The 14,239-nt window shown below is 40.9% G+C and carries 10 protein-coding genes; 1 reads left to right on the top strand and 9 read right to left on the bottom strand.

Translation table 11 applies throughout. The features are described from left to right. Positions 1-41: 41 nt before the first annotated feature. The 5 genes from DMO16_RS19405 to DMO16_RS19385 all read right to left on the bottom strand — a co-directional run bounded on the left by DMO16_RS19405 (position 42) and on the right by DMO16_RS19385 (position 5,329). Positions 42-494, bottom strand: coding sequence for a C40 family peptidase (locus tag DMO16_RS19405; protein WP_129479546.1), 453 nt, complete (start codon positions 492-494; stop codon positions 42-44). Positions 495-702: 208 nt separating this feature from the next. Then, a complete protein-coding gene (locus DMO16_RS19400; RefSeq protein WP_129479544.1) occupies positions 703-2,421 on the bottom strand; it encodes an ABC transporter ATP-binding protein in 1,719 nt (572 codons plus the stop codon). 150 nt (positions 2,422-2,571) lie between these two features. Then, positions 2,572-3,543 (bottom strand): Gfo/Idh/MocA family protein, encoded by a 972-nt coding sequence (locus tag DMO16_RS19395; protein ID WP_061975250.1) that lies wholly within the window; start codon positions 3,541-3,543, stop codon positions 2,572-2,574. After that, a complete protein-coding gene (locus tag DMO16_RS19390) occupies positions 3,543-4,496 on the bottom strand; it encodes a Gfo/Idh/MocA family protein (RefSeq protein WP_164988966.1) in 954 nt (317 codons plus the stop codon). Before DMO16_RS19390 ends, DMO16_RS19395 begins: the two co-directional genes overlap by 1 nt. Before the next feature lie 275 nt (positions 4,497-4,771). Beyond that, positions 4,772-5,329 (bottom strand): GNAT family N-acetyltransferase, encoded by a 558-nt coding sequence (locus tag DMO16_RS19385; protein ID WP_129479540.1) that lies wholly within the window; start codon positions 5,327-5,329, stop codon positions 4,772-4,774. A 147-nt stretch (positions 5,330-5,476) separates the two neighbouring features. On the opposite strand from DMO16_RS19385, the gene DMO16_RS19380 reads away from it, so the two are divergent. Further along, a complete protein-coding gene (locus DMO16_RS19380; RefSeq protein ID WP_129479538.1) occupies positions 5,477-7,009 on the top strand; it encodes a right-handed parallel beta-helix repeat-containing protein in 1,533 nt (510 codons plus the stop codon). A 36-nt stretch (positions 7,010-7,045) separates the two neighbouring features. Here DMO16_RS19380 and DMO16_RS19375 read toward each other — a convergent pair whose 3' ends face one another. Genes DMO16_RS19375 through galU form a run of 4 tightly spaced genes read right to left on the bottom strand, consistent with a single transcriptional unit; the run spans position 7,046 to position 14,099 of the window. Continuing rightward, positions 7,046-9,154: a DUF6270 domain-containing protein gene (locus DMO16_RS19375; RefSeq protein WP_129479536.1), complete on the bottom strand. Its 2,109-nt coding sequence runs from the start codon at positions 9,152-9,154 to the stop codon at positions 7,046-7,048. Further along, positions 9,154-10,365: a glycosyltransferase family 4 protein gene (locus DMO16_RS19370; protein ID WP_129479533.1), complete on the bottom strand. Its 1,212-nt coding sequence runs from the start codon at positions 10,363-10,365 to the stop codon at positions 9,154-9,156. The genes DMO16_RS19375 and DMO16_RS19370 overlap by 1 nt, the downstream gene beginning before the upstream one ends. A gap of 15 nt (positions 10,366-10,380) precedes the next feature. Continuing rightward, positions 10,381-13,200, bottom strand: coding sequence for a CDP-glycerol glycerophosphotransferase family protein (locus DMO16_RS19365; RefSeq protein WP_129479531.1), 2,820 nt, complete (start codon positions 13,198-13,200; stop codon positions 10,381-10,383). Beyond that, a complete protein-coding gene (galU, locus tag DMO16_RS19360) occupies positions 13,197-14,099 on the bottom strand; it encodes a UTP--glucose-1-phosphate uridylyltransferase GalU (protein ID WP_129479529.1) in 903 nt (300 codons plus the stop codon). The genes DMO16_RS19365 and galU overlap by 4 nt, the downstream gene beginning before the upstream one ends. Positions 14,100-14,239: the final 140 nt, after the last annotated feature.

Raw genomic sequence — 14,239 nt, 5'->3', positions numbered from 1 at the left:
ACCATATAAAAAGCCGCTCACAAAATGAGCGGCTTGTTCAATTATATTCTTTTTGCGCCAATATAGCGCGGATGCCAGTAGCTGTTGCTTGTTGTTGTAATGGAGACTCCGTGGGAGGTAGCGGCCTGAATCATTTTTCCGCTTCCCATGTACATGGCAACATGCGTAGGGCGTGAAGCTCTGTTGGGTGCGAAAAACATAAGATCGCCAACCTTTAGAGATTTTACCTTTGTTCCTTTTTTATACATTTCAGCTGCAGTACGAGGCAGCGTCTTTCCTGATTTGCTATATGAGTATTTTACTAGTCCGGAGCAGTCGAACCCTCTTGGAGACATGCCTCCCCAAAGATAACGGACGCCCAAATTGGACTTAGCGACAGAAATGGCTTTTGTATGGTATGTAGTCGAAGCAGCTTCACTCTTGGATGGTGATACTAGGAATGTAGTAAAAATAGCGGCAAGCAACAATAATGCTATAAGATTCTTTTTTAACATTGAGTTGTGTTCCTCCTGTTGTTTTCTACCTGTCTAACTATATAGCACTTAGGTAACAGGAATATAGCACCACCATTACATTTATATTACAAAATAAAGCAGGATTATCCAACGTTCGCTAAATTCTTTAAAAATATCTCCGACGTTTTTACTAGAATTACAAAAAAGCTGCCGTTTGGCAGCTTTTTCAATGCGTCTATAGAATTTGTTACACCATCTGCGTCTGCAGCAGCTGATAATAATCTCCTTCACCGGCAACCAGTGCTTCATGGCTGCCTTCTTCCTGAATTTGTCCGTCTTTGACGACAATGATTTTATCGGCATTGCGAATGGTGGATAAACGGTGGGCGATGATAATAGTTGTACGGTCTTTGGACAATTCATCGAGCGCCGCCTGGATCGCACGCTCGGTCTTCGTATCCAGTGCCGATGTAGCCTCGTCCAGAATCAAGATCGCCGGGTCTTTCAGAAACATCCGGGCGATGGAAATGCGCTGCTTTTGCCCGCCCGACAGCTTCACGCCGCGCTCGCCGATCGTTGTTTCAAGCCCTTCCGGCAAACTCTCGATGAGTTCTTCCAGCTGAGCGCTTCGGATGGCGTTCCACAGCACCTCTTCACTCGCTTCAAAGTCACCATACATAATATTGTCCCGAATCGTTCCGTCAAAAAGATAAATATCCTGCTGGACGATGCCGATCTGGCCGCGCAACGATTGCAATGTCAGGTCACGCACATCCATGCCGTCGATGGTAATCTTTCCTTCAGTAATATCATAAAAACGAGGAATCAAAGAGCACAGCGTCGTTTTTCCGCCGCCGGATGGCCCTACCAGAGCCAGCGTTTCCCCGGCCCGAACACGGAACGAAATATTTTCAAGCACAGACTGGTCCTCTTCATAATCAAAGCTTACATTTTCAAATGCAATGTCACCACGTACATGGGCAACCTCAATCGCATCTTCCTTGTCCTTAATGGATGGCTCCATATCCAATACTTCAAGGTACCGCCTGAACCCTGCATACCCTTTTGGCAGCAGCTCGAGAATTTGGTTGATGTGCTTGATCGGTGCGATAAAGACGTTAGAGAGCATAACAAACGCGACAAACTCTCCGTAGGTCATCTGGTCGTTGATAACAAACCAGGAACCACAGCCGAGAACCAGCAATAAGATGATCTTCATAAGGGCGAAGTTGATGGAGCTGCTCCACGCCATGATTTTGTAGGCAACCAGCTTGGCAATGCGAAAGCCGGCATTTGTGCCTTTGAACAAGTTAATTTCATGCTCTTCTTTTGTAAAAGATTGCACGATACGGATCCCGCCGATGTTGTTTTCAATCCGGGCGTTGTAACCGGCAATCTTTTCATACATCGTATGGAACGCTTTGGACATTTTTTTGCTGTAAAAGAGAGAAACAAAAATGATGATCGGAATCGCGACAGCAAGAATTAAAGCCAGCTGCCAGTTGATGTTAAACATAATGGCAAAGGAACCGACGATCGTCATCATCGCGATGAACAAATCCTCCGGACCGTGGTGAGCCACTTCGCCGATGTCCATTAAGTCATTCGTCAAACCGGATACGAGATGGCCGGTTTTATTGTTGTCAAAAAACGAAAATGACTGTCTTTGCAGCTTGGCAAACAAATCTCTGCGAAGATCCGTTTCAATGCCCACCCCAAGCCGGTGGCCGAAGTAGGTGACCACATAGTTCATGAACGTGCTCAAGATAAAAACAAACAGCAAAATGATACAAGCAATCGAAATCCAGCGCCAGTTGCTTGTTGGCAGCAAGTCGTCAATCACACGGTTCATGGCAACAGGAAACGCAAGCTCCAGCAGAGCAACGAAAACCGCACAGCTGAAGTCCAGAATAAACAGCCCTTTATAAGGTTTATAATATGAGGCGAAACGTTTAATCGTATCGATGGATGCCCCCTCCTTCTTGTTAAAATGTGAATCTCCAAAAAAAATGAGAAGGAGAAACTTCGCAATCTATTAACATCCTATCCTAATTGAGAATAATAATCAATTAAAATTACATAAATAGGGAGAAAAAAAGCACCTTTCAAAAGGTGCTCATGCAATGGTGACCACTTCATGCTCCTTTGCCGACTGATAGGCAGCATCCACAATTTTGGTGGCCGCCACTCCGTCCCAGGCATTCGCAAGCTCGGTCTGTTGATTTCCAATGGTTTCTACAAAGGCATTCATCATATACAAGTATTCAAAGTCACCGTAATCGTGGTGAAGGGTCTTCGTATTGTTGTATTGAGTCACCTTCTGTGCGTAGGCCCGTAAATCGACCGACCCTTGCGTTCCAGTAGCCCGGAGTTCTATTCCTCCCCATGTCGGGAAGCCTTCCGGCCGTGACCAGCTTGGGTCGATATCGGCAATGATGCCGTTATTAAACTCCAGCTGGACATGTCCCACATCGTCAATCGTAATGCACGGAACCAAAAAGGAATCGGCTTCTGCATATACTTTTGAAACTTCCGCTCCGGTCAGCCATCTCATCAAATCAGCGAGATGCACGATATGATCCATCAGTGCGCCCCCGCCTGAAAGCTTTTTATCAATAAACCAGCCTTTCGGGCATTGCCCCGGATTTACCCCATGAAAAGCGAGCACCTCCCCAATTTGCTTTTGCTCAATCACTCGTTTCATTTCCATGGCCGGAGTATTGAATCTCAATGGAAAAGCGGTAGCCAATACCACGTCCTGTTCCACAGCTTTTTTCGCCATCCGCTCCGCGCTGACAGTGGATATGGCCAGCGGCTTTTCACACAGAACGTGTTTATTCGCTTCAATGGCCGCAAGCACCAGCTCCTCATGCTTGGCATTCTCTGAACAGACGACCACCGCCTCACATACCGCCAGCGCATCATGGATATTTTCAAAGAAGACCGTCTGCAGGTCAGCCGCTTTCTTTTTTCCGCGATGGGCATCATCATCATAAATTCCGGCCAGCTCCGTACCCGCGCATGACTTTACGGCACTCGCAAATGCTTCAAAGTGGACGTGAGCCGTTGATAAAATAGAGACCTTCATCAGGTATTCAGCTCCTTTACTAAGGAAATAGGCCGTTTTTCGTCCGCTGACTTCAAGGCCAGCAAAGCCACCCTCGTGCTTTCATAGGCGTCCTCGAGTGTAATGGGAACCGGCCGGTCGTTCCGAATGGCGTCTATAAATTCCCTCAGCTCGAGATACCAAGGGTCATCCCGTAAAAGTACGGCCGGAATCTCGGTGGAATCTTTTGAAGCAGAGATATTTTTATGAACCTGTAGCGGCAAGACATCCTGGCTGTTGTAGGTAAAGAGCTCATTTTCCTGCGCGATTTCTGCCTCCTGAACAAAACCGCCGTCATACCTCCAGCTTCCTTCCAGCCGTGTGATAGACCCGTTCTCATGGCGAAGGGTCAGTAATGCGTAGTAATGCTCAGTGTCACTTTGCGCAAAGATCCGAGTAACCGGCCCAAACGCCCAGCGTGCAAAATCAATGTCATGCAGTAAAAGATCAAGAATGACGCCACCGCTGTTCTTCCGTTCCAACGACCAGTTTTTCGCGCTAACCGGCAGCTGTGACCTGCGTGATAGCAGCGAAGACGCCGGCTTTTCCGGATCAATATTTTCTTTTAATTGGCGGTACTCCGGAAAATAACGAAGCACCTGTCCGACCATGACTTTGACATCCGAACGCTGTTCCTGTTCCAGCATGAATCGGCAGTCTTCCTCTGTATGTGCCATCGGTTTTTCAAGAAAAATATGCTTGCCTTTGGCTACCGCTTTTTCAAAAACTTCACGGTGCATAAAGGTTGGCAGGCAAATATCTACCACATCCGCCTGCTCCAAGCACTCGTCCAGATCGTTGTATACCGGTATTCCCTCAATTCTCCCTGTTTTGGTGGTTGAGTAAATTCCGGCAACTTCAACGTCATTCATTTTTTGATAGGCACTTAAATGAATATTTCCAATAAAACCATAGCCCAAGATGACAACTTTCACAGCAGGCACCCCTTTCTTGACGAAAAATCATCTATTTTATACATTCCCTGTTCAGGCGGGAAGACCTGCTATATTTTTGAAGTGATGGGCGGCATTTACTCACGACTTTTGTTGGTTTACTCACGGAATTTCTATCATTACTCACCATTCGTTTACATTTACTCACCGAAATTCCTATTTCACTCAACGTTTTGCCTGCTTTACTCACCATACACATCATTTTCATAAAACGGCCCAAAAAAATACCGTTCGCAAACGGTATTTCTCTCACTCTGCTATTCTACTTGTTGCGTGCGTTCCTCATACTCCTCCTTAAGAATGCTATAGTATAAAGACGTAACTACTTTCCCATCCACACGCTCCAAAATTTTCTCTTGGCTGAACCGGAAATTGAAGCCGCATTTTTCATTCACCCGTTTGGAATTATGGTTAAAATCAAAATGGCCACACCATACAATATCGAGGTTCAGCTCTTCAAAACCAAATTGAAGCACAGTTTTCACCGCTTCAGGGACATATCCATTTCCCCAATATGCCGGATTCAGCACATAACCTATTTCTTTTTGATTTAGATATACGAGGGACAAATCAGGTGTACGGTCATGCAGGCCGATACTGCCGATGACCTTTCCTTCTGAAAGCAGCTCAATCGCCCAGGTCTCATCTTCTTTTAAAAATAAATCTATGATTTCCTTGCTTTCCTCTTCGTCCTTATGAGGCTTCCAGCCGGCATTCGGTCCCACCTGCTCACTCTTCGCATACTCGTATAAATCTTTGTAATCGGATGGTTCCCAAGGTCTCAAGCGCAATCTCTCAGTCTGCAATTCTTTCATCGGCATGCCCCCCTCTTATTTTTTTCAATTATAAGAACTTTGATTAAATAAAACAACAACTGTCTTATGCAGCATAGGTTTATGGGTATACATTCTTATTGTGTATGTTAATATTTAACTACTATATACTAAGGGAATTGTGACTAAATGATAAATACGCTATTAACGACGCTAAAGAAAAACCGCCTTTTAAGCTTAAGCCTGTTGGCCGGTTTATTGATTTGTGTAAGTCTGGTTTTCTATTACATAAATCAGAAGCAATCCTCATCCCCTGATATGATCAATGTTAAGGATTATGGAGCTAAAGGGGATAACCTGCATGACGATACAGAGGCTATTCAGAAGACCTTTAACATGGCCAAATCAAATAAAGGCCGTATTAAGATAACGATACCAAAAGGAACTTATAAGCTGACAAAAACGCTCCGAATCTACAAGAATACCCATTTATCATTACAAAATGGTGCCACACTAATGCGACATCACAATGCGACGATTCTTGTGAACGGAGACCCCGGAAAGATGTATCATAAGTATAACGGCAACGGACAGATCACCATTGATGGAGGAATATGGGATGCGAATATAACACAGTTTCCTGATCCAGCCAACGTCATTGGTTTGGGACGAGGAGAAAATATCAGAATAAAAAATATTGAGGTCCGAGATGTCCCGAGTGGGCATGCAATCGATTTAAATGCCGTTAAAAATGTGGTAATTGAAAACAGCAAGTTTCTGGGTTACAAAGATACTACACCCAATCATTCACGTTATTATGCCGAAGCCATTCAAATTTCTGAGCACACAAAATTGGGTTTCAGTCCTTTTGGTGACTATGACGGTACACCCTCAAAAAACATTTCCATTCGACATTGTTATTTCGGAAAAAGTGGAACCGAGGGAACTGGCGCATGGCCTGTAGCCGTTGGAAACCATGGCTCTGTCTACAATAAATTCAGTACAAATATTTCTATACACCATAACACATTCAAGGAATTAACATTTGTAGCCGTCCGTATTTTCAAGTGGAAAGACACTTACATTTATGATAATCAATTTCAAAATAATAACCGGGGCGTTGCTCTGTCCAATCCTGACGGAAAAGGGGAACCTTCAAAAACTGCAGAAGGGATCCAAACCGGCTTGCCTCAATCAGGCAGCCATACCACCATAAAAAATAACTATTTTCACAATACATTAAGAGAAAATATATTTGGTCAAGGATGGCCAAGCTCTGATTCTATAGCAAAAATAGAATCTTTGGATATTCAGAATAACACCTTTTATAACCAAAAGGGTGTTAATAAGCGGCCCAACCTATACCTGGGGTGGGTTGATGATGTTACGATATCAAACAATCACTTTTCAAAAATATACCTTGGAATGTATTTGACCTTTGCAAGCAATGTTAAAATCACCGGCAATACGTTGGATACAGTAGCTACTCACGCACTTCTTGTAACCGAACCAGACCCTTCGTATCAATTAAAAGGAAATACCCATACGATTGAAGCAACAGACAACAAAATCTCCAACTTCAAAGGAATCGGATTGTTTTTACAGTATACAAAAGGATTTTCCTTAACGAACAACACGTTCCATTCACCAGGTAATGATAACTACATAAACGTACGACTTCACTCATCCAATGGATCCATTCATAGCAATCAGGTAAACTAAAGCTAAAAAGTCTTCTCCCGGCCGGGAGAAGACTTTTTATACTAAGACAAATGTATTTGTGTTTTCTGTATGTCTTTCCTTCTGTAGATCCTGCATGACCAGTTTATTAAGACGATTCATAAACTCTTTGTAGTATCCAGAATGATAATGGGAAAACGTGTTTCCAAAAGGATGGTCATGCTGGCCAATATAAGAGGTATCCCTAAGGTCAATCACTTTACAACCCGGAAGGCATTCGATAAACCAGGCGTTCAACTGGTCCCAGAAATAATTGTTTCTTCGAATAATGTGCTCACGAGGAAATGCCTTAACAGAACCGTCATTATCCTGGTATTTGGTTGTAAATCCACCAACATTAAGAATAACTTTATCCTCTTGTATATAATTTGTAATCTTTTCTGCAAATAGAATCATTGCATCTTTCCACAATTTCAAATAATCCCGGTTATTATCATGGGTGATGAGTTCATTATCCATATAATGTTTAAAATGCTTGCTTTGTCTTAATGCCAAACTGGCACTAACATAAACATCATCTGCTAATTTCATAACATCCCTTGCAGCATCCGCATATAAGTCTACAATTAGATATTCAGGATCCTGTTCTTGGATCTGATCAAAAAAGGTTTTCTCAAAATCCTGTTGGATAAAATACTTGTTGTAATCTGATACATCATCCAACTGGTCGATATCAATGGTTGCAGGATTAGAAACCATACTGATGATTGAAGAGTGAAACTGAGTGAGAACACAACTGTAGTTTTTCTTGTAACCTGGATTGAAATAACTGTTTGAATTAAAAGGGTTTCGGCTAAAACACGAACCCAGAACTGCAACTTTAACAGAATCCGGCTGTTGCTTATTTGAATCAATAAGGTAAAAAGAGATATTACCTTTACCATTGATATAAGGTTTTCCGCGATAGAGTGTATTATTCATTATTTCATAAGTGAATACCACATCTTTTATTTTTCTTTCAGCACGGAGAACAATATCAATGGTGTTCTTACTTAATGTAGTTAGACGAACAAAAATATCCCAAACATCTTTATGGCGGAGAACCTCATCAGCTAGTAGCTCACCAACAGGAAGTTCCGCTTGAAACTGACCGTTAATTAAAGGGATCTCATGAGGTTTTTCTGAGTAGTAACCAATTTCTTTTCCGAACATATATCGTTTCTTTAACACGATTTGTGCATTTAGTTCGTCAACGTTCCAGACATCGTACTCATTGGAAACAATGGCACCCTCTAGTTTAATTGTGTTATTGATGGATTCGAGATGAGATACATTTGCCTTAATCTCACTTGGCCGGATAAACAGGGATAATGTATTTTTTCCGGTTACATAAGGCTTAAAGCGGAATAAATCATTATGTATGCAAGTAGCGTATTGGAAATTGAGAGTTTTCATATCTCCTATGCAAATTATAGGAGTTTCAATATATACTCCGTCAATTTCTGTTTGTATAAAAAAGTCCCATATCAATTTCCTATTTAGAGAATAGTCTTTCAGCATTTCATTGAAATCCATAGTAAAGCGAAGTGGATTTATGCCACGTTCAGCTTCAAACTCAACCTTCTCATAATACTCAAATAATTGTTCCTGCTCTCTTTTCTTTGCTACCAAACGAGTGGAGTAAGCTTCCCATTCTTCTGAATTAAAAACAGCAGCATGTGTCAGCTGTACAGTAAGGTCAAAGACTCCTTCCTCAAAAGAAGCGTTTTTGACAGCAGCCTTTATTTCATTCTTTTGAAATACAAAGGATACTCCATTTTCCCCCGTAATATACGGTTTTGTTTTATAAAGCTTATTGTCCATACTTTCATAAATACTTTTATACAATTGAAGGGATGAGTCAATTATTAATTTGAAATAATCAGTTCCACAAAGTAAAAATAAGTCCCATATCATTTCTTCTGACAACGAAATCCCCTGAAAGATCTCATTTATATTTTTGGTAAATGAAAATTCATTGTCTTTCCACTCCAATGGAAAAGTATACTCTTCCGGATATTCCAGTCCATGTTCGATTTCTCTTCTTCTAAAGCACAGGTATCCTTTCTCATATAAAAGATTATCTGTGTTTCCATTTACCGAAAATTCGCCATTATGAAAGCCTAAGTTCGTAACATGTACCTGCATTACACCCTCCTTAATAGTTCTGCCGGATTTTCTACAACCTGTTTATTCATACTTTGCGTAATCTCATCAATGGTTTCTTCCCAAATCTTTCCGATATTCTGAATCTCATACCTGGATACATTATGGAGGGCATTTTCAGCAAAAGTCTTTCGTTTCTCTTCATCTCCCATTAATTCCATAAGAGAGTGAGCAAATGCTTGAACATTACCATCTTCAACTAAAATCCCATCTTCATGCTGAGCGATGATTTCACTTGGACCTTTTGGGCAATCAAAGCTAACGACCGGTACGCCGCATTGCATTGCTTCTACGATGACCATGCCAAAGCCCTCAAATCTGGAGCTGAGCGCATAAATGGATGACTTGGATAGTTCAAGGTCAATATGTTGTGTAGGGCCCATTAGGATCACGTGATTGTACAGCTTATGTTTTTCGATAAGTTCCTGCAAATTATCTTTTTCGCGTCCGCTGCCAAAAATCTTTAGTTTCCAATCAGGAAAATGCTGATTCACCATTTGAAATGCCTCAATGAGCAGATCAAATCCTTTTTGAGGAACCAGACGGCCAGCTGCAATCACGGTTTTGGATTCCAGGGAAGATACCAGTCCCTGAAGTTTGGGAATAGAATTTGTAATCTTTTTTACCTTCACTTTCCCACCCTGCAAAAGCTGCTTGTAGTCTTCGGTATCTTCGTCTGTTAATGTCGCAAGGTAATCCAGTTTTTTGTAATACTCTAATATGGACTTCTTCATCTTTTCTGGATAAATGCTAAAGTTTAAGTGTTCTTGTCCGATAATAGAAACACCTTTATTCGCATGTTTGGCAGCAAAAATATTAAAGCTTGGCCTTGTGGTAACAAGGATGCCGGAATTGATGGTTTTAATATAGTTATATAGCTTTAGATCCGACAAAATCGAAAACAAATGAATGGCCTCATCCTCTGGGTGGATCATCTGGCTTTTAACACGAGATAAGCGATTCGCGACTTTTGTTTTCAGGCTTGTATCATTTTTACTCCTGCCCGCTATATCATGCAAAATCGTAACCTTGATCCGTGGATCAATTTCAAAAAAAGGAGCTTTCCGATAACGAAACAAGCTGATAATTTCTACATCATAGCCTGTTTGAGCCAGGTAATTGGTTACGTTCAGCACCGTTCGGACTGTACCGCCCATTCCATATACATCAAATACTAAAAAACGAATTTTCATCCCCTATCCCCCCTCTTATTTAAGTAATGCCTCTAACGTTCTACTGGACGCTTGTCCGTCTTCCAGATGACAGAATTTTTCTTGAAACTGCTTATATCTTTGCTTGTAAAGTTTTTTTACTTTATCGATATGTTTTATGTTATGAAACAGCTGTTCTTCGTTAAGAACAATAGGACCAGGCGCCTCTGCTTCAAAATCCATGTAAAATCCTCTGACTTGGGAACCGTACCGCTTAAGATCATACGTGAAGAAAATAATCGGCCGCCCTAAGTTTGCATAATCAAACATGACGGATGAATAATCAGTAATTAAAAGGTCTGAAATCAAATAGAGTTCCTGAATATCATCATAGCTTGAGACATTGTAAATAAAGTTCTCGTATCCTTTAATTTTAATCCGTGTGGCATCACGATAATGGAGTCTTAATAAAAGAACATATTCCTCTCCAAACTTCTCCTGGAACCTTTGAAGATCAAATTTAAACTCGTAGGGTTTGTGCTGGTTTCCATTATGAAAATCGTAATCTCTCCAGGTCGGAGCATAGAGAATGACCTTTTTATTCTTAGGAATAGTTAACTTCTTTTTTATGTTTTCCGCTTTTTCTGATATGCCCGGTTTGTAAAAAATATCATTGCGGGGATATCCGACATCCAGCATTTCTTTTTCAAATTTAAAGGCTCTTTTTAAAATATCAGAGGTGTATTGATTGGGACCTATAAGGTAATCCCATCTTGCATTTCTTCTGCTGATCTGTGGTGACGTATTTTCTGCATAGGATGGTGAATTTGGATCAATATCATATCCCAGCTTTTTCAGCGGCGTACCATGCCATGTTTGCAGATGAACCGTATTGGTTCTTTTTTCATAGAAATCGGGAAAATTCCCATTATTAATAAAAAACTTCGCGGTTGCCATATAATAGTAGTACTTTAAGGAATGCGGGCGAACGATCACAGCATTTCCCGGTACTTCCTGTTTTAACTGATTCAGGACCCATACTGCTTTAAAATCTCGTTTTTGTTCAACCATTTCCTCATAGATGGCCTTAGGGCTGCAGGAATAACTTTTACCATGAAAGCTTTGGAAAATAAAAGTGTTGGTATGGACTGGAAGAACCCGATGGCATACTTTATACAGCCGCTGTCCCCATTTTGCCAGGACGTTTTTATACTTGGCCGAATGTCTGATCCTGTCTTCTAACGTAACAATTACTTTAGCCGGGTCGATATTCATCATAAATGGAATGATACCGTCGCCTAAGGTGATTTCGCAGTCAATCAGATCAAAATTAATATCCTTCAACATTTCATCTGGTTCTATGCTATTCGTATCTCCTGATAGTTCAAACTGAAACTCCAGTTTGGACTTTCCGGTCTTTTTTGTATCCCATATGACCGGAATTTCATACTTCCGACCGTACCCGCCATTGATTTTGATTCTTCCTTCAATAGAAGATGGGAAATCTTTATTTGGAGGCTGAATATTAAGCTTCCCGCGAATCTTTAATCTATTTTTCTCTATTGAAACACGTTCGATAGATTTAACATTGATATAATCTCTGCAAAAAATAGAAACCTCTTCATGCAGTGTGTAGTACGGTTTGACTGCAAAAAGTTTTCCTTCCTTATCCTTAACGAGCTGCTGGGGGATGGAAAGAAACTTTTGTTTATTTGTTATACCGTCCAAACGGGTGACAAGCCTTATGTTCTGGTCATTGATCAATAGATACAGATCCCATATACCATGTGTAAACAAACCTTTATGTATAAGGTCTTCTATATTGAAGGTATATTTAAAAGCTGACTGAACAATCTTTGTCTCAAACGTGTATTCTTCTTCTGTATCACGATTTTTAAGAACAATAAGAGCATCCTGGGAGATGTTAGACGGTTCTTCATCACTGGAAACAACCCTCCCGAGCATAACAATTTCACCAGTCTCAGAATAAATAGCATCAATTTCTGCCTGTACCGTTTCCGTGGTAAGAAGAATCGCCATTGTACCGTCCTTTTCTTCACGGCTAATTAAAAGCTTTTTAATTCCCTTGGAAGTTTCAAAGACAGCTGATTGATTCATTTCGTTCAATGGCGGGATACTCACAGGTAAAACCATTTCCTTTTGTTCATAGGTGAATTTAACGGAGCATTCAATAGATTGCCCTTCCAGCTGGCTGAATTCTTTATCCTTCCAATCAAGGCGGGCTTCAAAATGTGTCGGATCATCCTGACTGACAGCTTTTCCTTTTGTTAGCCTTACTGAAATCTCTTGATTTTTAGATTTTAGAATAAGCTCCTTCTTTACTTGTTTTGCATCTCTAATTTTCCATGAAGGCACATTAAAGTTCCCACTGAAGGTTAAAACTCCGTTATCTTCTAAAGTAAAAATATTTATTTTCATAGTTGCTTTACTGGCGTCACATTTAAAAGAAAGGTTTCCTTTAATCGTGGAATAAGGCAGAAACGATTTATTCGTAGTCTTCACATAAAAAGGAGGAATTTCCATTACATCCGTAATCTTATCCCTGACTCTGAACTTTTTGGCATTCCCTTCTTTCCCCAGTTCAAGATAAGCATCCCAAACGCCAGTGATCAGATCGTCTAAATAATGTTCAACCGATACATCCGCAATCAATAACCCTTTTCCTCTATCTCCTCTTACCGGAAAACGCAATATACGTTTAGACACCCTCTCCATTAACGCAAACGCCATCGGTTCTCCCTGAAGATTTTCATCTTTTTTTATCGTTACAATCATTACTTTTTCTTGGTATTCGATACTGAATAAGGAGCATTCAGCCTGCTCCCGTGGACGCCATAACACTTTTAATGCTTTCATCTCACACCTCTCAAATTGCTGCTAATTGTGTTTTGTTCAAGCAAACGTTCTATTTCTTTTAGCAATGGAAGTTTAAGGGATTCATCCTTTAGGGCAAATTCTAATGTGGTTGTAATAAAACCCAGCTTTTCACCCACATCATATCGTGTGCCTTCAAAGTGGTACGCAAAAACACGCTGAACGCTGTTCAACTTCTGAATCGCATCAGTAAGTTGAATTTCCCCTCCTGATCCTTTCTCTTGGTTGTCCAAATATGTAAATATTTCAGGATTCAGTATGTACCTTCCCATAATGGCCAAATTGGAAGGGGCTTCTCCAGCTCCCGGCTTCTCAACAAAGTTCCGAACATTATATAACCGGTCATAGCTGAAATCAGGGTCTATTATGCCGTATCGCCCTGTTTCATCGTCTGGAACAGGTTGAACCCCTATAATGGATGATCCTGTCTGATCGTATTGTTCCATTAACTGCCCCAAACAAGGAGTATTCGCCTGAACAATATCATCACCTAGAAGTACAGCAAATGGCTCTTCACCGATAAATTTCCTGGCACACCATACGGCATGTCCCAATCCTTTTGGTTCCTTTTGGCGAATATAATGAATATCTGCCATCTTGGACGATTTTTGAACCTTTTGCAGTAATTCCAGCTTTCCTTTTTCAAATAAGTTTTGTTCCAATTCAAATGCATGATCAAAATGATCTTCAATCGCGCGTTTTCCTTTTCCCGTTACAATGATGATATCTTCAATTCCAGATTGAATGGCTTCTTCTACTATGTACTGAATCGTTGGTTTATCCACAATAGGAAGCATTTCTTTCGGCATCGCTTTCGTTGCCGGCAGAAACCGGGTTCCTAATCCCGCTGCTGGAATAATCGCTTTTCTAACTTTTTTCATCCTACCACCCTCCTCCATTTAACCCCTTGCCTACACGTTTTTCGCTTTTGGCAGAAAATCTTACAAAAAACTCCCCAACAAGCAGATGACCACCTTCTCCTGTTGAAGGTGGTTATTGTAAATAAAATATTTCATAAATT

The sequence above is a fragment of the Fictibacillus sp. S7 genome, assembly GCF_004127935.1.
Classification (GTDB): domain Bacteria; phylum Bacillota; class Bacilli; order Bacillales; family Fictibacillaceae; genus Fictibacillus_C; species Fictibacillus_C enclensis.
Note: the sequence above shows the minus strand (reverse complement) of the source record. Positions and strands in the feature narration are given on the sequence as shown.